25 protein-coding genes and 1 pseudogene are annotated in these 25,284 nt (G+C 59.1%); 9 read left to right on the top strand and 17 right to left on the bottom strand.

Annotated features, from left to right (window positions below):
• The first annotated feature begins 437 nt into the window (after positions 1-437).
• The 3 genes from ACYZTX_RS24335 to ACYZTX_RS24325 are packed head-to-tail and all read left to right on the top strand — an operon-like array spanning position 438 to position 3,249.
• Positions 438-1,544 carry a GGDEF domain-containing protein gene (locus ACYZTX_RS24335; RefSeq protein ID WP_462036174.1) on the top strand — a complete coding sequence of 369 codons (1,107 nt, stop codon included), beginning with the start codon at positions 438-440 and terminating at the stop codon, positions 1,542-1,544.
• Positions 1,537-2,472 carry an iron-sulfur-binding ferredoxin reductase gene (locus ACYZTX_RS24330; protein WP_462036173.1) on the top strand — a complete coding sequence of 312 codons (936 nt, stop codon included), beginning with the start codon at positions 1,537-1,539 and terminating at the stop codon, positions 2,470-2,472. Before ACYZTX_RS24335 ends, ACYZTX_RS24330 begins: the two co-directional genes overlap by 8 nt.
• Positions 2,473-2,499: 27 nt before the next feature.
• Positions 2,500-3,249, top strand: coding sequence for an enoyl-CoA hydratase-related protein (locus ACYZTX_RS24325; protein WP_462036172.1), 750 nt, complete (start codon positions 2,500-2,502; stop codon positions 3,247-3,249).
• Positions 3,250-3,441: 192 nt separating this feature from the next.
• Here the strand turns inward: ACYZTX_RS24325 and pyk are convergent, their stop codons facing one another.
• Positions 3,442-4,893, bottom strand: a complete 1,452-nt coding sequence (gene pyk / locus ACYZTX_RS24320) for a pyruvate kinase (RefSeq protein ID WP_462036171.1) — start codon at positions 4,891-4,893, stop codon at positions 3,442-3,444.
• A gap of 175 nt (positions 4,894-5,068) precedes the next feature.
• Between pyk and ACYZTX_RS24315 the strand changes: the two genes are divergently transcribed.
• The gene (locus ACYZTX_RS24315) at positions 5,069-5,452 is read left to right on the top strand and encodes a tetratricopeptide repeat protein (RefSeq protein ID WP_462036170.1); all 384 of its coding nucleotides are present in this window, start codon (positions 5,069-5,071) and stop codon (positions 5,450-5,452) included.
• 487 nt (positions 5,453-5,939) lie between these two features.
• Entirely contained in the window at positions 5,940-6,299 is a 360-nt protein-coding gene (locus tag ACYZTX_RS24310) for a PilZ domain-containing protein (protein ID WP_462036169.1), read from the top strand.
• A gap of 146 nt (positions 6,300-6,445) precedes the next feature.
• On the opposite strand, the gene ACYZTX_RS24305 is transcribed toward ACYZTX_RS24310, so the two are convergent.
• The 8 genes from ACYZTX_RS24305 to ACYZTX_RS24270 form a co-directional block, all read right to left on the bottom strand.
• Positions 6,446-6,832 (bottom strand): DUF6124 family protein, encoded by a 387-nt coding sequence (locus ACYZTX_RS24305; RefSeq protein WP_462036168.1) that lies wholly within the window; start codon positions 6,830-6,832, stop codon positions 6,446-6,448.
• Between the two features lie 272 nt (positions 6,833-7,104).
• Complete coding sequence (locus tag ACYZTX_RS24300; RefSeq protein WP_462036167.1) at positions 7,105-7,353, bottom strand: hypothetical protein; 249 nt, start codon at positions 7,351-7,353, stop codon at positions 7,105-7,107.
• A gap of 159 nt (positions 7,354-7,512) precedes the next feature.
• Positions 7,513-8,844: a DUF58 domain-containing protein gene (locus ACYZTX_RS24295; protein WP_462036166.1), complete on the bottom strand. Its 1,332-nt coding sequence runs from the start codon at positions 8,842-8,844 to the stop codon at positions 7,513-7,515.
• 130 nt (positions 8,845-8,974) lie between these two features.
• Complete coding sequence (locus tag ACYZTX_RS24290; protein ID WP_462036165.1) at positions 8,975-9,976, bottom strand: AAA family ATPase; 1,002 nt, start codon at positions 9,974-9,976, stop codon at positions 8,975-8,977.
• Positions 9,973-11,136, bottom strand: a complete 1,164-nt coding sequence (locus ACYZTX_RS24285; protein ID WP_462036164.1) for a DUF4350 domain-containing protein — start codon at positions 11,134-11,136, stop codon at positions 9,973-9,975. Before ACYZTX_RS24285 ends, ACYZTX_RS24290 begins: the two co-directional genes overlap by 4 nt.
• Positions 11,133-12,677 (bottom strand): DUF4129 domain-containing protein, encoded by a 1,545-nt coding sequence (locus ACYZTX_RS24280; protein ID WP_462036163.1) that lies wholly within the window; start codon positions 12,675-12,677, stop codon positions 11,133-11,135. Before ACYZTX_RS24280 ends, ACYZTX_RS24285 begins: the two co-directional genes overlap by 4 nt.
• Positions 12,664-13,641, bottom strand: coding sequence for a stage II sporulation protein M (locus ACYZTX_RS24275; protein ID WP_462036162.1), 978 nt, complete (start codon positions 13,639-13,641; stop codon positions 12,664-12,666). Before ACYZTX_RS24275 ends, ACYZTX_RS24280 begins: the two co-directional genes overlap by 14 nt.
• Positions 13,638-14,363 carry an RDD family protein gene (locus ACYZTX_RS24270; RefSeq protein WP_462036161.1) on the bottom strand — a complete coding sequence of 242 codons (726 nt, stop codon included), beginning with the start codon at positions 14,361-14,363 and terminating at the stop codon, positions 13,638-13,640. Before ACYZTX_RS24270 ends, ACYZTX_RS24275 begins: the two co-directional genes overlap by 4 nt.
• Before the next feature lie 183 nt (positions 14,364-14,546).
• On the opposite strand from ACYZTX_RS24270, the gene sbcB reads away from it, so the two are divergent.
• The gene (sbcB, locus tag ACYZTX_RS24265) at positions 14,547-15,977 is read left to right on the top strand and encodes an exodeoxyribonuclease I (RefSeq protein WP_462036160.1); all 1,431 of its coding nucleotides are present in this window, start codon (positions 14,547-14,549) and stop codon (positions 15,975-15,977) included.
• Positions 15,978-16,076: 99 nt separating this feature from the next.
• Here the strand turns inward: sbcB and mvaT are convergent, their stop codons facing one another.
• Together mvaT and ACYZTX_RS24255 are read right to left on the bottom strand one after the other, a co-directional pair.
• Complete coding sequence (gene mvaT / locus ACYZTX_RS24260; RefSeq protein WP_007933316.1) at positions 16,077-16,454, bottom strand: histone-like nucleoid-structuring protein MvaT; 378 nt, start codon at positions 16,452-16,454, stop codon at positions 16,077-16,079.
• A gap of 158 nt (positions 16,455-16,612) precedes the next feature.
• Positions 16,613-16,795, bottom strand: a complete 183-nt coding sequence (locus ACYZTX_RS24255; protein ID WP_462036159.1) for a hypothetical protein — start codon at positions 16,793-16,795, stop codon at positions 16,613-16,615.
• On the opposite strand from ACYZTX_RS24255, the gene purU reads away from it, so the two are divergent.
• Both purU and ACYZTX_RS24245 read left to right on the top strand, forming a co-directional pair.
• Positions 16,794-17,642, top strand: coding sequence for a formyltetrahydrofolate deformylase (gene purU / locus ACYZTX_RS24250; RefSeq protein ID WP_074879520.1), 849 nt, complete (start codon positions 16,794-16,796; stop codon positions 17,640-17,642). The genes ACYZTX_RS24255 and purU overlap by 2 nt on opposite strands.
• Before the next feature lie 65 nt (positions 17,643-17,707).
• The gene (locus ACYZTX_RS24245; protein WP_462036158.1) at positions 17,708-17,884 is read left to right on the top strand and encodes a hypothetical protein; all 177 of its coding nucleotides are present in this window, start codon (positions 17,708-17,710) and stop codon (positions 17,882-17,884) included.
• Between the two features lie 72 nt (positions 17,885-17,956).
• Here the strand turns inward: ACYZTX_RS24245 and ACYZTX_RS24240 are convergent, their stop codons facing one another.
• The 5 genes and pseudogenes from ACYZTX_RS24240 to ACYZTX_RS24220 form a co-directional block, all read right to left on the bottom strand.
• On the bottom strand, positions 17,957-18,952 hold the full coding sequence (locus ACYZTX_RS24240) for a lysylphosphatidylglycerol synthase transmembrane domain-containing protein (RefSeq protein WP_462036157.1): 996 nt from the start codon (positions 18,950-18,952) through the stop codon (positions 17,957-17,959).
• Positions 18,949-19,725 carry a DUF2334 domain-containing protein gene (locus ACYZTX_RS24235; RefSeq protein WP_462036156.1) on the bottom strand — a complete coding sequence of 259 codons (777 nt, stop codon included), beginning with the start codon at positions 19,723-19,725 and terminating at the stop codon, positions 18,949-18,951. Before ACYZTX_RS24235 ends, ACYZTX_RS24240 begins: the two co-directional genes overlap by 4 nt.
• Positions 19,718-20,839, bottom strand: a complete 1,122-nt coding sequence (locus tag ACYZTX_RS24230; protein ID WP_462036155.1) for a glycosyltransferase family 4 protein — start codon at positions 20,837-20,839, stop codon at positions 19,718-19,720. Before ACYZTX_RS24230 ends, ACYZTX_RS24235 begins: the two co-directional genes overlap by 8 nt.
• Positions 20,840-21,047: 208 nt before the next feature.
• Complete coding sequence (locus ACYZTX_RS24225) at positions 21,048-21,812, bottom strand: methyl-accepting chemotaxis protein (protein ID WP_449644888.1); 765 nt, start codon at positions 21,810-21,812, stop codon at positions 21,048-21,050.
• Between the two features lie 93 nt (positions 21,813-21,905).
• Positions 21,906-22,937 (bottom strand): annotated as a pseudogene (locus ACYZTX_RS24220) (HAMP domain-containing protein); the annotation flags it as partial.
• A 188-nt stretch (positions 22,938-23,125) separates the two neighbouring features.
• Between ACYZTX_RS24220 and ACYZTX_RS24215 the strand changes: the two are divergent.
• Positions 23,126-24,613, top strand: coding sequence for a helicase HerA-like domain-containing protein (locus ACYZTX_RS24215; RefSeq protein ID WP_462036154.1), 1,488 nt, complete (start codon positions 23,126-23,128; stop codon positions 24,611-24,613).
• A gap of 92 nt (positions 24,614-24,705) precedes the next feature.
• Here the strand turns inward: ACYZTX_RS24215 and ACYZTX_RS24210 are convergent, their stop codons facing one another.
• Positions 24,706-25,161 carry a DUF721 domain-containing protein gene (locus ACYZTX_RS24210; protein WP_090187471.1) on the bottom strand — a complete coding sequence of 152 codons (456 nt, stop codon included), beginning with the start codon at positions 25,159-25,161 and terminating at the stop codon, positions 24,706-24,708.
• Positions 25,162-25,284: the final 123 nt, after the last annotated feature.

Genomic DNA, 25,284 nt, shown 5'->3' with positions numbered 1-25,284 from the left:
TCTAAAAGACGGGAACATTCAATAAGGTGCTTGCAGCTTGGGTGCATCGGTCGGTTGCAAGCACCTTTCAAGGCACGCCGGGGCTGCTGGCGCGACGCTAAAAAGGCGCGGCAGTATACCGCGCCTCGGGGGCGGGTACACGCGCCGGTAGTCAATCTCGTGGCGAGGGGATTTATCCCCGTTGGGTGGCGAAGCCGCCCCGAAAGCTGCACCTCGGTGCGTCAGGTATAACGCGTGTGTCGGATTGATGACTGCTTCGCAGTCGAACGGGGATAAATCCCCTCGCCACAGGTAATCGGTTAGTTGGGGTCATGGCTTTGACGCCAGTTTTCCGCCCTGAAAATTGAATGGTCATTTATCAGGCACGCTACTAAAGTGGCATTCGGACTGTAGAGTAGGACACTCAAGCAGCCTCCCTTCGCACGGTGAGTCAACGATTGACCCATAACGCCATCCAGCGCTTGTTACTCAAACGCTTCGCCCTCGCAGCCGGCACCTACGCCCTGGCTTTGCTGCTGCTGTGGCTGGCGTTTTTCACGGGTCATTATGTTCAACCCTTGGCCAACGTGGCCATCGGCAGTGCGCTGGTGGTGATTAGTCAGGCAGCGTTGTTTGCGCTGTTTTACAGCGGCTTCAACCTGCGTTTTTCCGACCCCAGCCTGACCGAAGCGCAAGTGTTGCTGGGGCTGGGCTGGCAAACCTGGCTGATCGCGCATCTGGATGAGGCACGCGGCGCGTTTCTGGTGTTCTACGTGCTGATTCTGCTGTTCGGGTTGTTTCATCTTTCGCGCCTGGCCTTTCTACGGTGCGCGCTGTTGGTGTTTTTCAGTTTCAGCGCCGTCACGCTGTGGGAGGGCTACCAGCTCCAGTTACCCGACCCGGCGTTGGCCGCGCTGCAGGTGTGCGTGCTGCTCATCGTGTTGGTCTGGCTGGAGCTTTATGCCCGTTACGTCCAGGCCTCGCGTCAACGCATGCGCCAGCGCCGATTTGCCTTGCAGGCGCATCAGGACACCCTGCGCGGGATGATGCGCCAGCTCGAAGACCTGGTGGCCACTGACGAACTGACCGGGCTATTCAATCGCCGGCATTTCCTGCGCCTGGCCTCCCGTGAACTGAACGCCATGGACGCCGATGTCGTGCATGGCCTGGCGCTGATCGACCTCGACCATTTCAAACGGATCAACGATGTGCACGGCCACGCCGCAGGCGATCAGGTGCTGCAAGCCTTTGCCGCCGTGGCCACCGCCTGCTTGCGTGAGGGTGATGTTCTGGCCCGTTACGGCGGTGAAGAATTCGTGGTGCTGCTGCCTGACTGCAACGCCGAACGCCTGACCTCATGTTGCGAGCGGCTGCGCATCGCGTTCACGGATGTCGAACTGATCGGCCTCAACGTCAGCCATCTCAGTTTGTCGGCAGGCATGACGTTGCTCGAACTGGGCGACGATCTCGACGATGCCTTGCAGCGCGCCGATCAGGCGCTCTATCGCGCCAAGCGAGACGGTCGCAATCGTTGCGCGGCGGCGTGGGAAAACGTCGATGCCTGAGTTACGGGTCGGCGAACGCCAATGGTCAGTGACGGCGGGCAGCAATTTGCTCGATGCCTTGAATCAAAACGGCGTGTCTGTGCCTTACAGCTGTCGCGCCGGCAGTTGCCATGCCTGTCTGGTGCAATGTGTTCAAGGTCTGCCGAGTGACAGCCGTCCCGATGCCCTGAGCGCAGACCAACGTCAGCAAGGCTGGCGCCTGGCGTGCCAGTGTCAGGTGATCGAGGACTTGCAGGTGCACACCTTCGATCCACAACAGGACGGTCGCCCGGCCGAAGTGGCGGCTGTCGATTGGTTGAGCGCCAGCGTGTTGCGACTGCGCCTGACCCCCGAGCGTCCTTTGCGCTACAGCGCCGGGCAGCATCTGGTGTTGTGGACGGGCAACGTGGCCCGCCCGTATTCGTTGGCCAGCCTGCCGGATGAAGACCGTTTTCTGGAGTTTCATCTCGATTGTCGCCAGCCGGGGGCGTTCAGCGATGCTGCCCGTCAATTGAAAATCGGCGACTCGGTCCGTCTCGGCGAGTTACGCGGCGGGGCATTGCAATACGACCCGGACTGGAACGTCCGCCCCCTGTGGTTGCTGGCTGCCGGTACCGGGTTGGGCCCGTTATTCGGCGTCTTGCGTGAAGCGTTGCGTCAGGATCACCAAGGCGCCATCCGTGTTATTCATCTGGCCCATGATGCCGAGGCGCATTACCTGGCCAAACCCCTGCAAGCCATGGCAGCCAGCCGCCCGAACCTGAGCATCGAGCTGTGGACGGCGGCCGAGTTGCCAGAGGCTTTGGCGCAACTGCGGCTTGTTTCCCGGCAAACCCTGGCCTTACTCTGCGGGGCCCCCGACAGCGTCGATGCTTTTGCCCGGCGCTTATACCTGGCGGGATTGCCGCGCAATCAACTGCTGGCGGATGTCTTTGTTCTCCGTGGTTGAGCGCTGATTTTCGATACGGGACCCACCATGAGCGATGCCATCCAACTTGAGCGCGAACGCGGCCTGCTGACGCTGCGGCTCAACCGTCCGGACAAGAAAAACGCCCTGACCCGCGCCATGTACAGCCACTTGGCCGAAGCGCTGAAACAGGCTGATACCGATCCTGAAATCAATGCAGTGCTGATCACCGGCTCTACCGAATGCTTCACCGCCGGCAACGACATCGCCGACTTCCTGCAACAACCACCGAGCAACCTCGACAGCCCGGTGTTTCAGTTCATGCTCACCCTGCTCGAATGCCGCAAACCGGTGATCGCCGCCGTGGCTGGCGCCGCGGTGGGCATTGGCACGACGATGTTGCTGCATTGCGATCTGGTGTATGTCAGTCGCGATGCGCGCCTTCGCATGCCTTTCGTCAATCTTGGATTGTGCCCTGAGTTCGGCTCCAGCCTGATCCTGCCGCGTTTGCTCGGGCAGGCCAAAGCCGCCGGGTTGTTGCTGTTGGGTGAAGGCTTCAGTGGTGAGCAGGCTGCGCAGTGGGGGATCGCGACTGAAGCGTTGGACAATGGCAAAGCAGCGTTGGCCAAGGCGCGGGAGATGGCGTTGCGTTTCGAGTCGCTGCCACCGGAAGCGGTGCGCATCAGCAAGCAATTGATGAAAGCCCCGGACCGGGAGTTGTTGCGCAAGGCAATAGAAGAAGAGGGCGCGCTGTTTACCCAGAGGCTGCGCTCGCCGGAAGCGATTGCGGCGTTGTCGGGGTTTATCAACCGGCATTAAATAATGCGATGACTGGGCCGGCCCCTTCGCGAGCAGGCTCGCTCCCACAGGGGATTTGTGGTGTACGCAGATCAACTGTGGGAGCGAGCCTGCTCGCGAAGGCGTCAGTCCAGGCACCACACCTTCCGGACCGGAAACCAAAAAGCCCCGCCATTCACATGGCGGGGCTTTTGTTTTTCAGCGGTCGATCACTCAGACCATCGGGTCGCCAACGTGCAGGATTTTCATCCCATTGGTGCCGCCGATGGTGTGGTAGCTGTCGCCCTTGGTCAGGATGACCCAGTCGCCTTTCTCCACAACGCCGCGCTTGAGCAACTCGTCGATCGCGGCCTGGCTGACTTGCTCAGGCGGCAACGATGCCGGGTCGAACGGTACGGTGTAGACGCCACGGAACATGGCCGCGCGGGCCTGGGTTTCGCGGTGCGGGGAGAACGCGTAGATCGGTATCGAAGAACGGATGCGCGACATGATCAACGGCGTGTAGCCACTTTCGGTCAGCGCGATGATCGCCTTCACGCCCGGGAAGTGGTTGGCGGTGTACATGGCTGCCAGGGCGATGCTCTGGTCGCAGCTTTCGAAGACTTTGCCGATGCGGTGGCTGGAGGTCTTGCTGGTCGGGTGCTTTTCAGCGCCGATGCAGATGCGTGCCATGGCTTGCACGGCTTCCAGCGGGTACAGGCCAGCAGCACTTTCAGCCGAGAGCATCACGGCGTCGGTGTAGTCGAGCACGGCGTTGGCCACGTCGGACACTTCAGCACGGGTCGGCATCGGGTTCTGGATCATCGACTCCATCATCTGGGTCGCGACGATCACAGCCTTGTTGTGGCGGCGTGCGTGCAGAATGATTTTCTTCTGAATGCCCACCAGCTCGGCGTCACCGATTTCCACACCGAGGTCACCACGAGCCACCATGACCGCGTCGGATGCATTGATCAGCGCGTCGAGGGTTTCGTCGTCGGCCACGGCTTCAGCACGTTCGATCTTCGCCACCAACCAGGCAGTACCGCCGGCTTCGTCGCGCAGTTGACGGGCGTATTCCATGTCGGCGGCGTCACGCGGGAAGGACACGGCGAGGTAGTCGACTTCCATTTCCGCAGCGAGCTTGATGTCGGCCTTGTCTTTTTCAGTCAGGGCCGGTGCGGTCAGGCCGCCACCGCGACGGTTGATGCCTTTATGGTCGGACAGCGGACCGCCGATCAGCACGGTGCAATTCAGCTCGGTGGCATTGGCGGTATCAACGCGCATGACCACGCGGCCGTCGTCGAGCAGCAGCTCGTCGCCTACGCCGCAGTCCTTGACCAGATCCGGGTAGTCGATACCGACGACGGTCTGGGTGCCTTCGGTCAGAGGATGGCTGGTGGAGAAGGTGAATTGATCACCGATCTTCAGCTCGATCTTCTTGTTGGCGAATTTGGCGATACGGATTTTCGGGCCTTGCAGGTCACCCAGCAGGGCGACGAAGCGGCCGTGCTTGGCAGCGAGTTCACGCACCAGCTTCGCGCGAGCCTTGTGCTCGTTGGGGGTGCCGTGGGAGAAGTTCAGGCGGGCGACGTCCAGGCCAGCCAGAATCAGCTGTTCGAGAACTTCCGGCGAGTTACTGGCCGGGCCAAGGGTAGCGACGATTTTGGTGCGACGGACGGACATGCATAGACTCCTGAGTTCAAGCGCTGAGTGAGGCTACTATGCTCCATGGGTGTAGTCATTGTTCATGTGCACTACTTTTTGTGAAGAGCTTTGTTATTCGTTTGTTTTTTGAAACGAACATTCCTGAAGATTTCCGCCAACGGGTCGATACAGAGCTCAAGACAGGAGAACCCTCATGCGATTCGTGCCCATTGCCGCCCTTGCCCTCGCCGTTATTAGCGTCACGGGCTGCACCCGTTGGTCGATGAACCATCATTTGAATAATGCCTACAAGGCTTATGACCGCGGCAACTGCGAGCAAGTAACGCTCGAACTGTCAAAAGTCGAACGCGCGAGCCGCGCGCGGCCTTATGTGTGGCCGGAAGTGTCGATGATGCGCGGGCTGTGTCTGGAACGTCAGAAACTGTTTGTCGACGCGGCGCAAACCTACCAGTTCATCATCGCCTCGTACCCGCAAAGTGAATACGCCTTCCGCGCCCGCGCCCGCCTGGAAACCTTGCAGTCACTGGGCCACTATCCGATGCGCAGTGCTGCGGTCGTGCGCCCGACCCGGTTCTGATTGAAGGCAGCCTCAATGGCTAATGCCAGGCAGTTAATCCGTAATGCGATCTGTAGCAGCTGCCGAAGGCTGCGTTCGGCTGCGAAGCAGTCGTGAGTCCGGATGACGCGCGTCTACCTGATGCACTGCAGGCTCTGATTTTACGACTGCTTCGCAGCCGAACGCAGCCTCGCGGGCTCGTCAGCTGCTACAAAATGTGCATCACACTGAAACTGCTTAACTGATTGGCATTAGCCTCAATGGCTGGCTCACCGGCGGTGGTGAGCTATAGTCGAATAGATCGGTTTTAGAGCCTCGTCTCTAATCGACGTAACACCTGTGATCGGCAGACGTCAGCGGCAGCGGTTTTGTGGGCTGTCGCTCCGGGATCGGGGAGAGCGCGCCTTTGTCTATGCCTGTTTATAGGAAATAGAAGCAGAGATAGAAGCAGGCCCGTTCCGAAGCATTAGTGCGGCCCTGCTTAAGGGCCTTGCTGGGCCATTTGCACATGTGCACTGACCGCCGGATCGAGCGGCATCAATTGCCGTATTTTCTAAGAGTGTTCAACAGCGTCACCGACAAACCTATCGGCTTTCTGGGCAACGTGTCCGAAGACGGGCTGATGCTGATCAGTCAGTTGCCGATGATGATCGGCGCCGATTTCGATTTGCGCCTGAAAATCCCCGCCAGCAATGGCTGCATGCAGGTCATTGATCTTCAGGCGTGTTGCCTGTGGTGCCATGAAGACACGACCCCTCACCACTACGACGCCGGGTTCAGCCTGCAACGGGCACCGCCGGAGTATGGGCAATTGGTGAGTGCGTTGAAGCGGTACTTCAGTTTTCAGCCGTTGCCTGCCTCTGCCTGAGTGCTGCGGTGACTTCACTATTGCTATCGCAGGCAAGCCAGCTCCCACAGGGTTTAGCGTCGTTCACAAAAATTGTGTTCACCGCAGAAACCTGTGGGAGGAAGCTTGCTCTCGATGGCGTCAGACCAGACGGCCAATATTAAAGGTTATGCCGTAGCAATCGCCCGCTCGTTATTCAAAGTCTTCTCCACCAACAACAACCCCAACTCACTCAATTGATAAATTGCCATCGCTAGGTGACGATCTTTATCTTCGAGGCCTTCGGCCAGGTCCAGTAGCAAGATACCGACTGATGAATAGGTTTCGAAAGTCTGGATCAGCAGTTCCTCGGGATTTGCATCTGGGGCGACGGCAAACATCTTCATGGCTCTTTCCTCGGTGGTGCGTTCGTCGGTAAAGCGGTTTTGGGTGTTGTTTTGTTTGAGGTGGTGTTTCAGAGCCTTTTTGGCGGCGGCGTGGAGCTTTTTAGGATCGAGGGTGACGTAGGGCGAACGGGGGATGGATTCGAGTTTTTCGGGTAGAGGTTTGAACATAGGGTTAGCTCCTTTGGATCGCTGATGGGTAGCGACAGGAGAACCTTAAGGTTGGACGGCCATCTTCAATAGTCAGCCAAGGCCGCTGCTAGTTGTAGGCAGAGGCGCTTGGTTTTGTAGGCATTGTCGTTTGCTCGAATATTCAGGTAGGAAAAGAGAAGAGCAACTGTCCAACGATGAACATTTGACATGCCACCAAAGCTTTTTCATCGCAATGCGCCCGACAGTTTTGAGAGTTTGTCGAGCGATATTTGCGAGTGTTGAATGTTTTATCACTCATCAGAATGTGGTTTTTTCGGGGGCTGTACTTCTTTAAAGTCGGTGGAAACAGAGATAAGCGCCAGAGAGATAAATTCTTGGTTTCGATCTAGCGTTTGGAGCGCCGCTCGGATGGTATCTGCGACTTCAGTAGCCCCTTGCTTCTCCACCAAATTGGTTAGTTCTTCTATTGCCGCACCCATTGCCAACTGGTTCTGATGGATCTGGGTTAGCACTGCAGTGAATAGATTTTTCTCATCCATGATTTATTCCTCGATGTAGAGCTAAACGCTTGTTGGTTATGACCAATGCTCAAAACTATTATGGGAAGGATTTGACCGCTGCATCGCATCCTTAGGTTTCACTTCCACTATCACTTCCTATCGAGGTCGTGAAGCAGCTATTTTCTATTCTAAGTACCGTTACATCATTCCGGCTTTTTTCCAACCCAGATACCGCGTCACCAGCTCAGCCCCCAATTCCCCGGGTAGAGCATCCACCACTGGAACTCCATGGGCACTCAACCGCTCATGGAGTTCTGCCCAGTCATTCAAATAATCCACCGTTCCGCAATAAGTCAACGCCTCCGGCAAGGTTTGCACCGGTGCGCGTCGCAGGCTGTCGAGCAAATCTTCGCGCAGACTCGCCACCAGCACCCGATGCTGCTTGCTCAGGCGCTTGACGGCGGTGAGCAGTTCTTCATCGTCTTCATCCCGAAGGTTGGTAACCAACACCACCAGCGCCCGGCGTTTTTGTCGAGCCAGTAGTTGGTTGGCGGCGGCCTGGTAATCGGCGGGGCGTTGTGTGCTGTCGAGATCGTAAACGCTGTTGAGCAAGATGTTGAGCTGGCCAGTGCCTTTGACCGGGGCGAGGTAGCGGGGGGTGTCGCTGGCGAAGATGCTCAGACCGACGGCATCGCCCTGGCGCAACGCGGCGTAGGCGAGCAACAAACAGGCATTGAGCGCGTGATCGAAATGCGACAACTCGCCGTCTTTGCTGCGCATTCGGCGGCCGCAATCGAGCATGAAGATGATTTGCTGGTCGCGTTCGTCTTGGTACTCACGGGCAATGGGCGTGCGTTGGCGGGCGGTGGCCTTCCAGTCGATCTGGCGCAGGCTGTCGCCTTCGCGAAACTCGCGCAGTTGATGGAATTCCAGACCTTGGCCTCGTCGTTGGCGTTGGCGTACACCGAGTTGGCTCAGCCAGTTGTCCACCGCTAGCAACTGCCCGCCGTAGAGCCGGGCGAAGTCCGGGTAGACGCGGGTGTGGTCGGTCAGGTCCAGCAGGCGTTTGCCGGCCCACAGACCCATGGGGCTGGGCAGGTTGATTTCGCAGTGTTCGAAGGTGAAGTGGCCGCGCTTGATTGGGCGCAGGCGATAGCCAATGTGGCTGCGCTGGTCGGGTTGCAGTTCGACGGATAACGGAAGGTGTTCGAAGTCCAGGCCGTGCGGTACGTGGTCGAAGATCTGTATGGTTAATGGTTGATCAAAGTCATGTTTGATCTCCAGTCGCACTTCACCCCATCGACCCAGCGCCAGGCTGCCAGGCATATGCCGTTGCACGCGGGGGGAGGGCAGGCGTTTGAGGCGGAGGACGTCGAGTATCGCCAAGGCCAGTAGCGCTAACAGTAATCCCCAGTTGATCGCTTGCAGGCTGGATGGAATTGCGATGTCCAGTGCCCGCAAAGTGCCCAGCACGATGCCGATGGCCAGCAGGACTGCGAGCCAGATCAGCAGCAGTCGGGACGGCTTCATGGTGTGACACCGTGTTGCCTGCTGAAAAGATCGCAGCCTTCGGCAGCTCCTACAGGAGACCGCATTCGGCGTAGGAGCTGCCGAAGGCTGCGATCTTTTCTTGGGGCGACGCGGATTTCGATCACGGTGTTCACAGGCGCGGCGCCGGCACTTGATCGAGCAATTGCCGGAGCACCTGATCGACGTCCAGCCCTTCGATGTCCAGCTCCGGCGCAATGCGCACACGATGGCGCAACACCGCCAGGGCGCAGCCTTTGATATCGTCCGGAATCACGAACTCGCCACCACGCAACAAGGCCCTGGCGCGGGCGCAACGTACGAGTGCGATGGACGCGCGTGGTCCGGCGCCCAGGGTCAACCCCGGCCAGGTGCGGGTGGTGCGGGCCAGACGCACGGCGTAATCGAGCACCTGATCGTCCAGCGGCAAATCGCTGGCGATCCGCTGCAAGGCCATCACGTCTTTTGCTTGCAACACAGTGCGCAGCGGTTGCACGTCGAGCATGTCGGCCCGGGTCGAGCGGCTGACCTGGCGCACCATATTCAACTCCTGATCGGCGTCGGGATAGTCCATGCGCACCTTGAGCATGAAGCGATCAAGCTCGGCTTCCGGCAGCGGGTAAGTGCCTTCCTGTTCGATGGGGTTTTGTGTGGCGAGCACCATGAACGGTTGCACGATGGGCAGGGCGCGCCCTTCGAGGGTAACTTGCCGTTCCTGCATGGCTTCGAGCAGCGCGGCCTGGGTTTTCGCCGGGGCGCGGTTGATCTCGTCAGCGAGCAAAAGGTTAGTGAACAGCGGACCTTTGCGCAGTTTGAATTGCTCGGTCTGCAAGTCGTACACCGCGTGCCCGGTGACGTCGCTGGGCATCAGGTCGGGGGTGAACTGGATGCGTGCGAACTCGCCACCGAAGCAGCGGGCGAGGGCGCGCACCAACAAGGTTTTGCCCAACCCCGGCACACCTTCGAGTAGGACGTGGCCACCGGCGATCAGCGCGGTGAGGACGTCGTCGATTACCGTGTTTTGGCCGATCACGGCTTTCTGCAACTCATTGCGCACGGCTTGGGCCAACTGACTGGCGCGCTGGCGTTGCTGGGCGGCGTGGGATGGCACGCCGGGCTCGATCTGTTCACTCATAGCGTGTTCCTCAAGGTTTGCAGGTGGGCGACCTGACGGCTGAATTCAGCGCTGGACAGCCGCTGCTTCGGTCGTGGGCTCATGGCCTGGCTGATAGCGCGTGTGGGTTGGCCGGTCAGGCGTGCGAGCACCAGCCATTGCTCGGCAACGTTCAATTGTTCGAAACCGGGATGACGGCGCCGCACACGACGCAGGATGTCTTGTTGCAAGGCGTGTAGCAGGTGGTCCTGACCGTTGCGGCGCAACATGAAATCGGCGCTGGCGCGCAGGTGTTCCTGAAGTTGCCGGCGACCTTTCGGAGTCGGCTCCAGCAGCGGACCATTGCGCACCCCGACATGCCAGAGCGCAAGACCGATCAGGGCGATGAGGGCGACCAGCGCTTGAGGGAAATTACGCAGGAGCAAGGTCAGCAGACTGTCGTGATCGGTGTTGAACAGCAGGGTCACGTTCGTGTCGGCGGTCAGGTACCAGAGCAGCCAGGCGTTGTCGTATTGGTCGATGGCCGGGGTTTTCCACAGGTCGGCGTCGGTGACCACGGTGATCGAACCGAGCCCGTGGCTCAGCTGCATCATGTGCGTGGCCTTGCCACTGTTGGCCCAGGCTTGCGCGAGGTTTTTCGGGTCCTCAAGATGGAACGCGGTATCGAAGCTGGCGTAGGCCGGCGCGTCTTCGTCTTCCAGATAGAGCTTGGTCAGTTTGGGGTAGGGGTCGTCGCCTATATTGGGCGGTGGGTCCTTGAGGTCTTTGCTCAGCGACTGGTGCAACGGCACTCGGTCGAGCAGCAGGTCATTGCTCTGGCCTGTCTTTTCATCCCAAAGCGACTGGGCGACAAACAACAGGCGCCCACCGGCCCGGGTCCAGTTCATCACTTGATCAATCTGACGCGGCGTCATGTTGTAGCGATCGCCGAGCAACAACAGACTGTGTTGACGTGGATCGAGGGTCGGCAGGATATCGAGACTGTTGGCGTGGCTGACGGTCAGGCCCTGTTTGCGCAGGAAATGCGCGGCGGCCAAATACGGGTTGGCCTGGGCTTCGGGGGACGGGCCATGATCGATTTCTGCCTGATAGGGTGTGGCCTTCAGGTACAGATAAACACTCAGCACGCTCACCAGCAAGGTGATGAACACGCCGACCGAAAGCCACAACCGCCGGCTCAACGGGGCGCTCCCGGGCCGAACAAGGTTCGCCAGCCGTCACAGAGTTCCTGTTGCAAATGCGCGGGTGGCAGGCGATGCCCGTAGGCCATGTTCTGCCAGTGCCCGGTCAGGTTTTTGCTGAAGGCGAGCAAGGCCGGTTGGTGCAGTTGCTCGACGCGTTGCAGCACTTCGCCTTCAGTGTCGGCGGGTTTCAGCGCCATGTTGTGGTCGTGCAACAAGTGACTGAGCAGAGCGCGATAGAGCAACCCGAGGGCAGCGCGCGGGTTGGTTTGCCAGAGACTTTCGGCGCTGGCTGCGATGTCAGCGGGCAGGGTTTCGCGATTCAGGTCCAGACCGAAAGCTTGCTGCGGCAGTGGGCGTGCGACTTTACGGTTTAACGCCGGCCGCCGGCTGACGAACGCCTGCAACCAGTCGCGGTAACGCCGGATCAGCAAGCCGATGGCGCCCATCACGGCGCCCCACAGCAGCACTTCAATCAAGGTGGCGAGAAAGCCGAAACGCTTGCTGTCGAGCAGACTGACCAGGGCCTTCAGCCATTCAGGTGTTACCCCGTCATCCGGTGTTCGGTTGTCGGGTTTGTCTTCGCCAAACCGATAGCGGGTCACCGTTTCCTTGTTCTTGAACGGGGGCTGATCGAGGATCGCCTTGATGCTGTCTTTGGACACCTGACTGGTCAGCGGCTGATTCAGCAGGCGGGGGCTGTCCGGCGTGATCAGCGGCTCGTCGGCCCAGACGTTGGGTGCGGCCGGCACCAGCAGTATCGCGGCCAACAGCAGAGTGACCGCCGTGGCGTTGAGGCGTTGGCGTAATCGGCGGAACACCAGTTCGATGTCCCAGGCTTCCAGCACTGTGCGTCGATTCAGATAAAGGCTGAAGCCGCAGGCCACATAGATCGGTTCCCAGACAATTAGCACCAGCACGTAAAAAGCATTGGTCAGGTGTTCCAGCCATCGCCAGTCCTGTGTGGCGGCGGTGATCAAGGTCTGCCAGCTCCAGTCGAGTTCGACCTGTTGCGGCAAGAACAGATAGAACAGCACCATCAAGCCAATCCACAGCGCGCTTTCCAGATGCACACCGATGATTGTCAGCCACTGCGCCGCGCCGGCGTTGCGCTGCAACAGCACCTGCAAACGCTGTTGTCGTGCCTGCCCACTCAGCCCTTCGAGTTGCACCACCGGCATCACAAAACTGCGGCTCAGGCTCAGCCGTCGCCAGGTCAGGCTGGCCAGCAGTTGTGGCTTGAGCAGCCGCGGCCATTGGCACATTGCCTGTTTCAATGTGGGCGTTTCACCGAACATTACTTTGGAAAGGATGTACAACGGCAGTCGCTCGAACGCCGGTTTCAACCACCAGAAGATGAACACGGCGAGGGAGGGTGAATCCCACAGAAACAAGGTGAGCAGGGCGAAGATCGGCAAGGTGATGATGGCCCAACTGGTCATCAGCAATCGTCGATGGCGCTGGCTCAGCAGCACGCCCAGGTCCATGGCTTCCCAGGTGGTGCGCGGGCGGATCACGACCGTGGCGTCACTCAGGCGCATGGCGGGTTCGTCCGGCAAACAGCAGGTAAGTCGCCACGAACAACCAAAGCGCCGCGCCGACCAGGTATTTGGTCATTGGCGCCGGCGCGGTCATCGACGACCAGTAGGCTTCGATAAACGCGGCAATCAGCAGAAACAGCATGACGCCGCAGATCAACAGGACACTTTTGCGCGCTGCCAGTCGCAACGCTTCGCCACGGGGCAGGCGTCCCGGTGCGATCAATGCCCAGCCCAATTGCAGGCCGGCAGCACCGGCCAGGGCGATGGCGCTCAGTTCGAACGCGCCGTGACCGATCACGAACGACCAGAAGGTTTGCCCGAAGCCGATGTGCGTCAGGTGCCCGGCCACCGCACCGATCATCAAACCGTTGAAGAACAGGAAAAACGCGCTGCCCAGACCAAACAGCAAACCGCTGGCGAAGGTCTGAAAGGCGATGCCGATGTTGTGCATGATGTAGTAACCGAACATCACCCAGTCTTCACTGGCGGCGCGTTCCGCCGAACGTCCCAGGTGACCGGCGTCGGGGTCGTACATGCCTTGCATCTCGCTGACCTGCTCGGCCGGGATCAGGTTGTAGACCAGGTCCGGGAACAGATACACCAGCAGCGCGAAGCCGATCAGGCTGCCAAAAAACATCAGGCCGGCGGCGAGCACAAAGCGCCATTGTTCGCGCACCAGGCGCGGGAAGTCGGCCAGGATAAAGCTCAGTAGGTTGGCGCCCAGTCGACTGCGATGCCGATAAAGCTGTTGATGCCCGCGCAAGACTTGTTGCTGTAATGAGTCGATCAGGAAACTGCTGTAGCCGCGTTCCTGAGCCAGTGCCAACTGGTGGCAGAGCCGTCGATAGTCTTTGGGGAAACTGGCGATGCGTGAGGTTTCCTTGCCTCGCTCCAGCTGTTCGAGCATCAGCGAAAACTGCTCCCATTCGGCCTTGTGGCGATTTTCGAAAAGGCTTTGCTTCATGTGGGGCCCAACAAGCCGCGGGCGATGCCATTGAGTTCCGCCACGGCGCGTGGCGCGGAGACTTGCAACGGTTGGGCAAGGATGGACGCAAGTTCGTTCGTGCGCGCTTCGGAGAGTTCGCCCTGGCGCTCGGCAAACCCGAGAATGGCGCGTTGCTCGGCCAGCGTCAGGGCAAAGGCCGGGCGCCGAGGCTGGACGTCGGGCAGTTGCGGTCGGGTCAACGGCTGTTCGCGGTAGATCACCAGCGTACCGGCGGCCAGGTCGCCGAGGCGTTTGAAGGTGGGGTGTTGCAGGCAGCTGATGGCGCCGAGGAAGTAGCCAAACGGCAACAGGTCGACGAATCGCAGCAGGTTGCGCAGCAGCGAAGCGGACCAGCCGATCGGCGTGCCATCGTCCTGCACCACCCGCAGGCCCATCCATTGTTTGCCTGGCGAGCGGCCCTGATTGAGCACCTCGAATAGCACCATGTACCACCAGCTCACCACGAACAGCAGAATCGAGCCGAGCCCTGCACCGAGTTTTCCGAGAAACGCCAACCCGATAAACAGCAGGCCGATAATCAACCCGCGCAGCCCAAGGTCGATGGCGAACGCCAACGCACGAACCATCAACCCGGCCGGGCGCAGGGGCAAGTCGATGCCTTCCGGCGTTTCGACGTGATAACGCGTATCCAGTGGCGGGGACAGCGTCGCTTTCCTTGGCAGTGCTGTGGTCTCGAGCATGGGCAACCTTGATGTGGCCTGTTCGGGATTCGATGTCTGGCCGATGCTAGCAGCCTCCCGGGGGGAAACGACATAACTATGTAGTGCACGGCAAGTCGCGAGAGCTGATTGAATGACGAGATTACTGGCCGGGGCGGGATGTGAACGCCTAGACTTCGTCGATCTTCAGTTCAGGAATAGCCCGTGACCTCTATCTTCTGGTACGACTATGAAACCACTGGCATCAACCCCCGTTGCGACCGCCCGCTACAAATGGCAGGGATTCGCACTGACTTCGATCTCAACGAAATAGACGCGCCGGTCAACCTTTACTGCCAGCCCAGTGAAGACATCCTGCCCCATCCGGCGGCCTGCGTGATTACGGGTATTACCCCCGGCCGACTGGCCGAGCAGGGCCTGAGCGAAGCCGATTTCATGACCCGGGTGCATGCCCAACTCGCTACGCCCGGCACATGCGGGGCGGGGTACAACACGTTGCGCTTCGACGACGAGATGACCCGTTACAGCCTGTACCGAAACTTTTTTGACCCTTACGCGCGCGAGTGGCAGGGCGGTAATAGTCGCTGGGACCTGATCGATGTGGTGCGTGCGGCGTATGCCTTGCGCCCCGATGGCATCGTTTGGCCAAAGGACGAGGAGGGGCGGGTTACGCTCAAACTCGAACGCCTGACCGCCGCCAATGGCATTGATCACGGAAATGCCCACGAAGCATTGTCGGACGTTCGCGCCACCATCGCCCTGGCGCGGTTGATCCGCGAAAAACAGCCGAAGTTGTACGACTGGTTGTTTCAGTTGCGCGGTAAACAAAAGGTGATGGATCAAATTCGGCTGTTGCAGCCAATGGTGCACATCTCCGGCCGATTTTCGGCGGCGCGCAATTATGTCGGTGTGGTGCTGCCCCTGGCCTGGCATCCGCGCAACAAGAACGCCTTGATTGTCTGTGACCTGCATCTGGACCCTCAGGGCTTTCTCGATCTTGATGCCGACACCTTGCGCCAACGGCTGTATACCCGCCGCGATGACTTGGCCGAGGTTGAATTGCCGGTGCCGCTCAAACTTATCCACATCAACAAATGCCCGGTGGTGGCGCCGTTGTCGGTACTTCGCTCTGAAGACCAGCAACGTTTGGGGCTGGATATGTCGCTCTACCAAGAGCGTGCGCTGCGGCTAAGTGACGCACAAAAAGTTTGGCGAGATAAAGTCCAGGCGATTTATGCCAGCGAAGACTTCACCTCGAGCCAAGACCCTGAGCAACAGTTATACGATGGTTTTATCGGTGATCGGGATCGGCGTCTATGTGAGCAAGTCAGGTCTGCCGACCCTGCTCAATTAGCGCAACAACAATGGCCTTTCGATGATGAACGATTGCCTGAATTATTATTTCGATATCGCGCCCGCAACTTCCCCGATACGTTGAGTTTCGAAGAGCAAGAGCGCTGGCGAATATTCTGTCAGAAACGTTTGTCAGCACCCGAATGGGGGGCGCCAAATACGCTGGACACTTTTGTAGAGGCCGCAGCCCAATGGAACATTAGTGCTACATCGATTCAGCGGGAGGTGCTGAATGAATGGCAGAATTATGTCCAGGGATTGCGCAAACGATTGAATCTTTGAAAACGAACATGTTCGGGGCTGAATACCGGGCATAAAAAAACGCCAGCATCAGCTGGCGTTCTTTTTTGTCGCGGATGAGTCTGCGACAAACTCTGCGGCTTAGCCCAGCAGGGTAGCCCAGCCTTCAACCACGTCACCGCCCCACTTGGCTTTCCACTCTTTCAGCGTTTTGTGGTTGCCACCTTTGGTTTCGATGACTTCGCCGTTGTGCGGGTTTTTGTATTGCTTAACTTTGCGAGCACGCTTGGTGCCAGTAGTTTTTACTGCGCCGCCACGTGGCGCCTTGGTTTTGGACTCTGGATCCAACAGCGCGATGATGTCACGCAGAGACTTGGAGTATTCGCCCATCAGGGTGCGCAGTTTGCCTTCGAATTCCAGCTCGGTTTGCAGTTTGTCGTCTTGGGACAGGTTCTTCAAACGGGCTTGCAGCTCTTTGATAGCTTCTTCGGTGGCGCGATATTCGTTGATCAAGGACATGAGGACTACCTTATGTTGGGGCGCTGGATGGCAGGTGACAGTGCGGCAATAATAGTCAGGGTGTTTCACCAAGTAAACATTAACCGTAGTTTTATTTAAATTAGTTACGGTAAATAGGGCATAAATTGCAGGTGTAGTTAAATAGTGTGATGCGGTCATCACAGATATTCACAATTGTGCACTTGAAGATGGGCAACAGGAACACCATCGCGCGGGAAGGCGGTGCTGGCAAAATCTCTGTCGCCCACCTTCGTGCCGGCCAAGACGTCATCAATACTGCAGTTTTGCTGCGCAATCGCTAGAATGGCCGCCTTTGCGAAGTTCTGGAGTTTGACCCTCATGCGCACTTTTCGGCTGGTGATTGCTTGCCCGGACCGCGTCGGTATCGTTGCTAAAGTCAGTAACTTTCTGGCGTCACATAACGGCTGGATCACTGAAGCGAGCCATCACTCGGACAATCTCAGTGGCTGGTTCTTCATGCGTCACGAAATTCGTGCCGATTCGCTGCCCTTCGGTATCGATGCCTTTCGCGAAGCGTTTGCACCGATTGCCGAAGAGTTCTCGATGAACTGGCGCATCACCGATACCGAGCAGAAAAAGCGCGTGGTACTGATGGCCAGTCGCGAGTCTCACTGCCTCGCCGACTTGTTGCACCGCTGGCACAGTGATGAACTGGATTGCGAAATTTCCTGCGTGATTTCCAACCATGACGATTTGCGCAGCATGGTCGAGTGGCACGGGATTCCGTATTACCACGTCCCGGTCAATCCGCAGGATAAAGAGCCGGCCTTCGCCGAAGTATCGCGCCTGGTCAAACAGCACGATGCCGAAGTGGTCGTACTTGCCCGCTACATGCAAATCCTGCCGCCCGAGTTGTGCAGCGAATATGCTCACAAAGTCATCAACATTCATCACAGCTTCCTGCCGTCGTTCGTCGGCGCCAAGCCGTATCATCAGGCATCGATGCGGGGCGTGAAGTTGATCGGCGCTACTTGCCACTACGTGACCGAAGAGCTGGATGCCGGTCCGATCATCGAACAGGACGTCGTCCGCGTCAGCCACAGCGACAGCATTGACGACATGGTGCGTTTCGGTCGGGACGTCGAGAAGATGGTGCTGGCCCGTGGCCTGCGTTATCACCTGGAAGATCGGGTGCTGGTGCACGGCAACAAAACCGTCGTGTTCTGACAGCCTGCTGCAGATCGTTCCCACGCTGAACGTGGGAACGATCTGGGTAAATAGAGGACATGACCATGGCCGATCCACTGGACAAAGCCACTTCCAGGGCACCCGCCACGTTGGGTGAGGGCTGTCTGAGTCGCTACGACCCGGATGACATGAACCCCGAAGACGGCACGGAGTTTCCCGGTGCTGCCGAGTTGTGGGAACAGTTGCAGCAAGAACCCGACGATACACCCGGGGACGCCTGAAAAGATCGCAGCCTGCGGCAGCTCCTACATGGATCGCGTACCCCTGTAGGAGCTGCCGAAGGCTGCGATCTTTTAGGCTTGTTTGAACTTCATCAACTTCTTCAGCAGCGGCCGCCCAAGCATCAGCAAAAACACCGGGCCACCCACCACCAGGTAGAAGTAATAGGTCACCGCCCGCCAGATCAGAATTGCCGCCGCCGCGGTGGCTTTTCCCACCATCGGCGCCAGCAGCGCCGCTGACGTCAACTCGGCCGCCCCGGCACCGCCCGGCAACAGGCTGAACTGCCCCGCGCTCAGCGAAAGCATCTGGATCAGAAAGCTCCAGGCCCACTGCAAATCCGCCCCGAGCCCACGCAACGCCAGATACAACACGCTATAGCGCAGGAGCCAATGCAGGCAGGTCAGGGCAAACACCGTGATCAACGTCTGAAAGGGCAACTTCAGCGTGTCAGCAAAGGCCGCCAGGAAGTGCAGGAGTTTTCGCGCCCAGCGCAGGCGCGTGGTGGCTTTGACATTGAGGCGAGCGAGCAACCGACCGCTCAGGCGAATCAGTATTCGATGGTAGCGGGCGACCACCACACAACTGAACAACCCGCCGAACATTGAAATGGCGCTGACGGTCAGCAGCCATTCCATGCGTTGGCTGAGGTGCTGGAACAACGCGTAGATCAGGATCCCGCTCAGCGCGCAGAGAAAAAACAGTAAATCGCTCAGTTGGTCCATGGCAAACACGGCGCTGCTTCTGGCCGGACGCACGCCGTTGCGCGCCAACAACGCCATGATCGTCAGCGGGCCGCCGCTGCCGCCGGGGGTGGCGCAATAGGCGAATTCGGCAGCCATCACCACCCCGAGACTTTTGAGCGGGCCCACCTTGTCGCGCTGATCCCCTAGCAACAGGCGCAAGCGCATCGTGTTCAGCACCCAGCACAACAGGATCATGCCGAACATGATCAGCAACCAGTTCAGCGGAAAACTTTGCAGTCGATACCAGGTTTCGTTTCCGCCCAGCAGCGACGGAATCAGCACCGCAGCGAGCAGCGCTACAAGCAGCAGAATCCCGCGACTCATGCGGCGCGACCCATACGGTCGCTTTGCAGCGCCAGCCAGCGTGCCTTGGTCATCGGCACTCGCCCCTCGTCGAGCAGGCGCTTGAGGGTTTGCAGCCAGTAAGTGCGCGAGAACTCATGGCGCATATCGACCGGGTGCAGGCCGAGACGAATCACCGGTGCGTGCCGCCAACGTTGTTGGCGTTGATCGCTGACGAGCTTCGACACCCCCCGGCGCCAGGCACTGCGCGCACTCCAGACCAGGCCTGGCGCATCAACGGCGGTGAAGTCCGGCAGACGATACAGATGCTGCGGATCGCTGGTGTAACTCAGGGGTAATTGGCGCAAGGCCTGGCGCGTCCCTTCGCTCATCAGCCAAGCCGGGGCGACGAAACCCTCCAGCGGCCAGTTATAACGGTGGAACACTTCGATGCCGGCGCGCAGGCGGGCAAGGGCGGCTTCTTGAGACAGGCTGTAAAACTCGCCTTCGTGGGTGTAAATCCGGCGCATGAACCAGTCTCGTGGAGTAGAGGGAGTGGGCTCTTCATCGCAATGAAAGTACCCGTGCAATGCCAGTTCGTCACCTCGGGCGATCCGACGGGTGAGTAAACGCCGAAATCCCGGATGCTCCTCCAGATCATTGTGTTTGTGTAAATTCGGCACGACCAGCCAGGTCATCGGCACCTCGCCCAAGGCGTCAACGGCTTCGACAAAGGGTTGGTAATCGGCCCAGGTTTGCGGTGCGACGTCGTGCAGGACGAGTATCAGGCTGGGCGGATTCATGGGCTCAACCATTGGCGGTCAGCGGCAAGTGGCTGCCAAGTACGGCGCGATAATGCCCAAGCAGGCTGTTGACCACCGTGTCCCAAGAGTAATGCCGTTCGACATGGCTACGGGCCTGTTTGCCCAAAACAACGCTGCCCGAGCTGAACAATTCGCGGACTGCGTTGGCCATCGCCAATGGATTGTTCGGCGGGCAGAGCAGGCCGCATTGATCGGTAATGATCTCCTGAAAGGCTCCGGCCGCCACGGCCACCACCGGAATGCCACTGGCCATGGCTTCAAGAACCACCAGGCCGAAGGTTTCCTGATCGCCGGCATGCAGCAGCGCATCGGCGCTGGCCATCAATCGCGCCACGTGTGCCGCCGGACAGAACTCACCGACTACGGTGACGTTGTCGGGCACTGCGGCCGGCATCGACGAACCCACCAGCAACAGGTGATAGCGTTGGCCCAGGCGTTTCATGCAGTCGAGCAGCACCGGCAGGTTTTTTTCCTTGGCGCCGCGCCCGGCGAAGATCAGCAAATGAGTGTTTTCATCGATGCCCAATTCGGCCCGCAGACCCGGGTCCCGGGCATTGGGATGGAAGGTGTGCAAGTCGACGCCCAGCGGTTGAACGAAAACGTTCTTCACCCCCAACCCGATCAGTTTGTCGGCCATGACCTGGCTTGGCGCCAGAACCCGATCGAAGTTGCCATAGAGCTTGCTGACATAGGCTTCGACGTTGGTGGTGACCCAGTTGCCCATGCGATTACTGACCAGCAGCGGCAGGTCCGAGTGATAAAAGCCGACCACCGGGACATCGAGTTGCCGCCGGGCATCGAGTGCCGCCCATGCGGTGAGGTAGGGGTCGCCGACCTCGATCAGGTCGGGCTGTAAATCCTGCAGAACATTGCGCCAGGGCGCGAGACGCAGGGGGAAGCGATAGCCTTTGCCGAAGGGCAGGGCGGGGGCGGGAACCGTGTAAACGCCATTCTGTTCACTTAAGTAAGCCCCAGGGATCAGCAGACTGTGGCGAATGCCCGGCTTGATGATCAGGCGACGGTGCTTTGCATCCAGATAAGTGCGCACGCCACCGCTGGCAGGGGCGTAGAACATGGTTATGTCAGCGATATGCACGATGAACATCCCTCCGGTCCGTTGTTCTCCCTTGGTTGACCTTAATGAAGGATAGATGTTCGGTTGGGGTTTTGTGGCGGGGTGTCAGTGAGGTGTTGCGGTGTTTGAGTGGACGCCTTCGCGAGCAGGCTCGCTCCCACATTTAACCGAGTTCTTCCAGACAAGAATGCGATCAAATGTGGGAGCTGGCTTGCTCGCGAAGAGGCCAGTTCAGACGCTAAATACGGAAACTGCCTACCAACTGCTTAAGTCGCGCCGCCTGCTGTTCAAGGTCCGAACACGCACGCAACGTCGACTGCAGGTTTTCCACCCCTTCCTGATTCAATGTGTTGATCTCGGTAATGTCCACGTTGATCGACTCCACCACCGCAGTCTGTTCCTCAGTCGCCGTCGCCACCGACTGGTTCATCCCGTCAATCTCGCCAATACGCAACGTCACGCTGTTCAAACGCTCACCGGCCAGGTTGGCGATTTCGACGCTATCCTGACTGTGGCGCTGGCTCTCGCTCATGGTGCTGACGGATTCGCGGGCGCCGATTTGCAACTCCTCAATCATGGTCTGCACCTGCTGCGCCGATTCTTGAGTGCGGTGCGCCAGGTTACGAACCTCGTCTGCAACCACCGCAAAACCACGTCCGGCTTCACCGGCACGCGCCGCTTCGATGGCGGCGTTGAGCGCCAGCAGGTTGGTTTGCTGGGAGATGCTGGTGATCACTTCGAGAATCTGCCCGATGTTCACGGTTTTGCTGTTCAGCGATTCAATGTTGGTGCTCGAGGCGCTGAGCATGCTCGACAGCTGATTCATCGCGACAATGCTGCGGTCCACCACTTGCTGGCCGTCTTCGGCCAGGCTGCGGGCATCGCTGGCCTGACTCGATGCTTGCGCTGCGTTACGGGCGATTTCCTGAGCGGCGGCGCCGAGCTGGTTGATCGCCGCGGCCACGCTGCTGGTGCGCGAAGCCTGTTGGTCGGAGTTGAACATCGACGAGTTCGAAGCAGCCACTACACGCAAAGCCACTTCGTTGACTTGCCCGGTGGCCGACGACACTTCGCGGATCGAACCGTGAATGCGTTCCACGAAACGATTGAACGCGGTGCCGAGGACACCGAATTCGTCGTTGTTCTGGATGGTCAGGCGTTTGGTCAGGTCGCCTTCGCCGTCGGCGATGTCTGCCATGGCGCGGGTCATGACGTGCAGCGGCTGGATCAGGATGCGGATCAGCATGCCCAGCAGGGCGATGATGATGGCCACGGCAATGACCGTCGCAACGACCGCTGAGGTGCGGAATTCGCTGAGCATCGAGAAGGCTTTGTCTTTATCCACCGACAAACCGATGTACCAGTTGACCGATGGCAAGCCTTTGATTGGGGTGAAGGTGACGATGCGGGTCTTGCCATCGACGTCCACTTCACTGAGGTCGCTGCTGATGCGCGGGGTATTTTTTGGGTACGCCTCACTCAGGGACTTCATCACCATGGCTTTGTCCGGGTGGACCAGAATCTTGCCGTCGGCGCTCACCAGAAAGGCGTAACCCATGCCGGCGAAGTCGCGGGCGCTGAGGGTGTCGATCAAGGTTTGCAGGCTCAGGTCGCCGCCCACCACACCCACGCTTTGTCCGGCCTTTTTCGAGGCGGTGGCGATCGAGATGATGGTCTGGCCGGTGGCCGCGTCGATGTAAGGTTCGGTCAGGGTTGCGGTGCTACTACTTTCGGCGCCTTTATACCAAGGGCGCACCCGTGGGTCGAAGCCATCGGGCATCTTCGCATCCGGGCGGATGGTGAAGTGGCCAGTGGCGTCGCCCAGGTAGGACGCCATGAAGGTCGACGTCAGGGCTTTCTGCTCAAGCAGGCTGGAAACGGTGGCCTGTTCGGGGTTGATGGCGATGTTCTGGGCGAGGTTATCGATCAGCAGGATACGACCGGCCAGCCAGGTCTGGATATTGTTGGCGGTGACGTCTCCCATCTCATTCAGATAGTTATCCAGGTCTGCACGAATGGCGTTGCGCTGCAAATAGTCGATGTACAGCGTGAACGAGGCGAAGGCGGCAATGACGATGAGGGCGGCGGCAAGCAGGATTTTATGGCTGAAGCGCAGATTTTTGTTCATGGTTCGGAGTGTCCGCTAAGGTCTTATTGTTCGGGGCGTGTTGCTGTTAATGCGCGCAAAATGGGCGCGCACTGGAGCGGGTCGATTACTCCTGCTCTCCATGAGGAATGTCGGACCTTGCTTTCAGTTGGGTCTCTCGCTTATTTCTATCGGCCGTAAAGGATTAAAGATTAACCATGGGTGACCAAATGCCTGACTCACTGCAACTCGTTATCGGTGCCGATCTCGCCGGGCAACCCATTGCCCAGGCCATGCGTCTGGCGAACCGTCATGGTTTGGTCGCGGGCGCTACCGGGACGGGCAAAACCGTCACCTTGCAACGGATGGCCGAAGCCTTCAGCGATGCCGGCGTGGCGGTGTTTGCCGCCGATATCAAGGGTGACCTGTGCGGTCTGGGCGCCGCCGGCAATCCTCAAGGCAAGATCGCCGAGCGGATTGCCGGGATGCCCTGGCTGAACCACACGCCTCAAGCGTATCCGGTGACCCTGTGGGACATTCATGGTCAGTCCGGTCATCCATTGCGTACAACCTTGAGCGAAATGGGGCCGTTGTTGCTGGGCAGCCTGCTGGAGCTGACCGACAGTCAGCAGTCGACGCTGTATGCCGCGTTCAAGGTGGCGGATCGTGAAGGGCTGTTGCTGCTGGACCTCAAGGATCTGAAGGCACTGCTCAATCACCTGCGTGACAACCCAGAATTGCTCGGTGACGACGCCGCGCTGATGACCACCGGTTCCAGTCAGGCGCTGTTGCGGCGTCTGGCGACCCTGGAGCAACAGGGCGCAGAGGCGCTGTTCGGTGAGCCGGCACTGCAACTCGAAGACATTCTGCAGCCGAGCGCCGATGGCCGCGGGCGCATTCACTTGCTCGATGCCAGCCGTCTGGTGCACGAAGCACCGAAGGTCTACGCGACGTTCCTGTTGTGGCTGCTGGCCGAGCTGTTCGAGCAATTGCCAGAGCGCGGCGATTCGGACAAACCACTGCTGGCGCTGTTTTTCGATGAGGCGCATTTATTGTTCGCGGGTACGCCAAAGGCTTTGCAGGATCGCCTTGAACAGGTGGTGCGGCTGATTCGCTCGAAAGGCGTTGGCGTGTATTTCGTCACCCAATCGCCGGGCGACTTGCCGGATGACGTGCTGGCTCAGCTCGGTCTGCGAATTCAACATGGCTTGCGCGCATTCACCGCCAAGGAGCAAAAATCCCTGCGAGCGGTGGCCGAGGGCTTCCGGCCGAACCCGGCGTTCGATGCCTTGTCGGTGCTGACCGAGCTTGGGATTGGCGAGGCGCTGGTGGGCACTTTGCAAGACAAGGGCACACCGGAGATGGTCCAGCGTGTATTGGTCGCACCGCCGCAATCGCGGATCGGGCCGCTGAGCGAGACTGAACGCACAGCGCTGATCTCGGGTTCGCCATTCAAGGGGCGGTATGACAAACCCGTTGATCGCGAATCGGCTTATGAAGTGTTGATGGGGCGCAAAGGGTTGGCGCCAGAGCCTGACGCTGTTCCGGGCAAACCGGCAGCCGAAGAGCCAAGCTTCACCGACAAGGCCGGGGAATTCCTCGGTACGGCGGCAGGGCAAGCGCTGAAATCGGCGATGCGCCAAGCGGCTAATCAACTGGGCCGACAGTTGGTACGCGGGTTGATGGGTTCGTTATTAGGGGGCAGCAAGCGCCGCTAAAAGCAAAAGATCGCAGCCTTCGGCAGCTCCTACAGGGTGTACACCATCCCAATGTAGGAGCTGCCGCAGGTTGCGATCTTTTGATCTTGCTTTTAATCCTTGGGTTTGGCGTGTGCCGCAAGGCGCTCCAGCGCCGCCCGAAGATTCGGATCGCTGATCCCGTCAGCCGTGGCCTGAATGGTCGCGCCGGCGTCGGTCGACAAACTGATGGTATGGCCAGCCGCCCCTTGCTGAACCGTGGGCGGTTGAACCTTGAATAGAATCCGCGTCAAACTGGCGAATTCATCAAACATCTGCAATTGCCGTTGCAGACGCTTTTGCTGATAACGCAGGCGGGTTGCCCAATGACCGTCGGTCACTATCAGCAACAAACTGCCTTCGCGCCACGACGCCACATGGCAATGCTCGCGGGCGGCGGGCTGCAATTGGCTTTCCAGCAGACGTTGTAAATGACCCAGGCGTTGAGCGTGGCCGAAGATGGCTTTCAACGGTTTGGCTTCGCGAAGCAGAACGGCGGGTGCTCTGGCCGTAAGAGGGCGAAATGCCATGATCAGACACCTGAAGTAACAGAGCCGCCATGGTAGCAGAAAGCACCCCATGCACCCGACCCATTGCTTTGCGAGCGCTTTACCCATTAAATCAACAAGTAACTTGAGCCGTGAATGGCTTGA

This window comes from Pseudomonas sp. MDT1-17 (assembly GCF_054898105.1).
This window is presented reverse-complemented; position numbering and strand designations above follow the sequence as displayed.

What these genes read in the sequence shown, in the direction of transcription:
- ACYZTX_RS24330 (WP_462036173.1), top strand. Translation starts at nt 1,537, where the DNA reads ATGCCTGAGTTACGGGTCGGCGAACGCCAATGGTCAGTGACGGCGGGC.
- ACYZTX_RS24325 (WP_462036172.1), top strand. Translation starts at nt 2,500, where the DNA reads ATGAGCGATGCCATCCAACTTGAGCGCGAACGCGGCCTGCTGACGCTG.
- pyk (WP_462036171.1), bottom strand. Translation starts at nt 4,893, where the DNA reads ATGTCCGTCCGTCGCACCAAAATCGTCGCTACCCTTGGCCCGGCCAGT.
- ACYZTX_RS24315 (WP_462036170.1), top strand. Translation starts at nt 5,069, where the DNA reads ATGCGATTCGTGCCCATTGCCGCCCTTGCCCTCGCCGTTATTAGCGTC.
- ACYZTX_RS24310 (WP_462036169.1), top strand. Translation starts at nt 5,940, where the DNA reads ATGTGCACTGACCGCCGGATCGAGCGGCATCAATTGCCGTATTTTCTA.
- ACYZTX_RS24305 (WP_462036168.1), bottom strand. Translation starts at nt 6,832, where the DNA reads ATGTTCAAACCTCTACCCGAAAAACTCGAATCCATCCCCCGTTCGCCC.
- ACYZTX_RS24300 (WP_462036167.1), bottom strand. Translation starts at nt 7,353, where the DNA reads ATGGATGAGAAAAATCTATTCACTGCAGTGCTAACCCAGATCCATCAG.
- ACYZTX_RS24295 (WP_462036166.1), bottom strand. Translation starts at nt 8,844, where the DNA reads ATGAAGCCGTCCCGACTGCTGCTGATCTGGCTCGCAGTCCTGCTGGCC.
- ACYZTX_RS24290 (WP_462036165.1), bottom strand. Translation starts at nt 9,976, where the DNA reads ATGAGTGAACAGATCGAGCCCGGCGTGCCATCCCACGCCGCCCAGCAA.
- ACYZTX_RS24280 (WP_462036163.1), bottom strand. Translation starts at nt 12,677, where the DNA reads ATGCGCCTGAGTGACGCCACGGTCGTGATCCGCCCGCGCACCACCTGG.
- ACYZTX_RS24275 (WP_462036162.1), bottom strand. Translation starts at nt 13,641, where the DNA reads ATGAAGCAAAGCCTTTTCGAAAATCGCCACAAGGCCGAATGGGAGCAG.
- ACYZTX_RS24270 (WP_462036161.1), bottom strand. Translation starts at nt 14,363, where the DNA reads ATGCTCGAGACCACAGCACTGCCAAGGAAAGCGACGCTGTCCCCGCCA.
- mvaT (WP_007933316.1), bottom strand. Translation starts at nt 16,454, where the DNA reads ATGTCCTTGATCAACGAATATCGCGCCACCGAAGAAGCTATCAAAGAG.
- purU (WP_074879520.1), top strand. Translation starts at nt 16,794, where the DNA reads ATGCGCACTTTTCGGCTGGTGATTGCTTGCCCGGACCGCGTCGGTATC.
- ACYZTX_RS24255 (WP_462036159.1), bottom strand. Translation starts at nt 16,795, where the DNA reads ATGAGGGTCAAACTCCAGAACTTCGCAAAGGCGGCCATTCTAGCGATT.
- ACYZTX_RS24245 (WP_462036158.1), top strand. Translation starts at nt 17,708, where the DNA reads ATGGCCGATCCACTGGACAAAGCCACTTCCAGGGCACCCGCCACGTTG.
- ACYZTX_RS24240 (WP_462036157.1), bottom strand. Translation starts at nt 18,952, where the DNA reads ATGAGTCGCGGGATTCTGCTGCTTGTAGCGCTGCTCGCTGCGGTGCTG.
- ACYZTX_RS24235 (WP_462036156.1), bottom strand. Translation starts at nt 19,725, where the DNA reads ATGGTTGAGCCCATGAATCCGCCCAGCCTGATACTCGTCCTGCACGAC.
- ACYZTX_RS24230 (WP_462036155.1), bottom strand. Translation starts at nt 20,839, where the DNA reads ATGTTCATCGTGCATATCGCTGACATAACCATGTTCTACGCCCCTGCC.
- ACYZTX_RS24225 (WP_449644888.1), bottom strand. Translation starts at nt 21,812, where the DNA reads ATGTTCAACTCCGACCAACAGGCTTCGCGCACCAGCAGCGTGGCCGCG.
- ACYZTX_RS24215 (WP_462036154.1), top strand. Translation starts at nt 23,126, where the DNA reads ATGCCTGACTCACTGCAACTCGTTATCGGTGCCGATCTCGCCGGGCAA.
- ACYZTX_RS24210 (WP_090187471.1), bottom strand. Translation starts at nt 25,161, where the DNA reads ATGGCATTTCGCCCTCTTACGGCCAGAGCACCCGCCGTTCTGCTTCGC.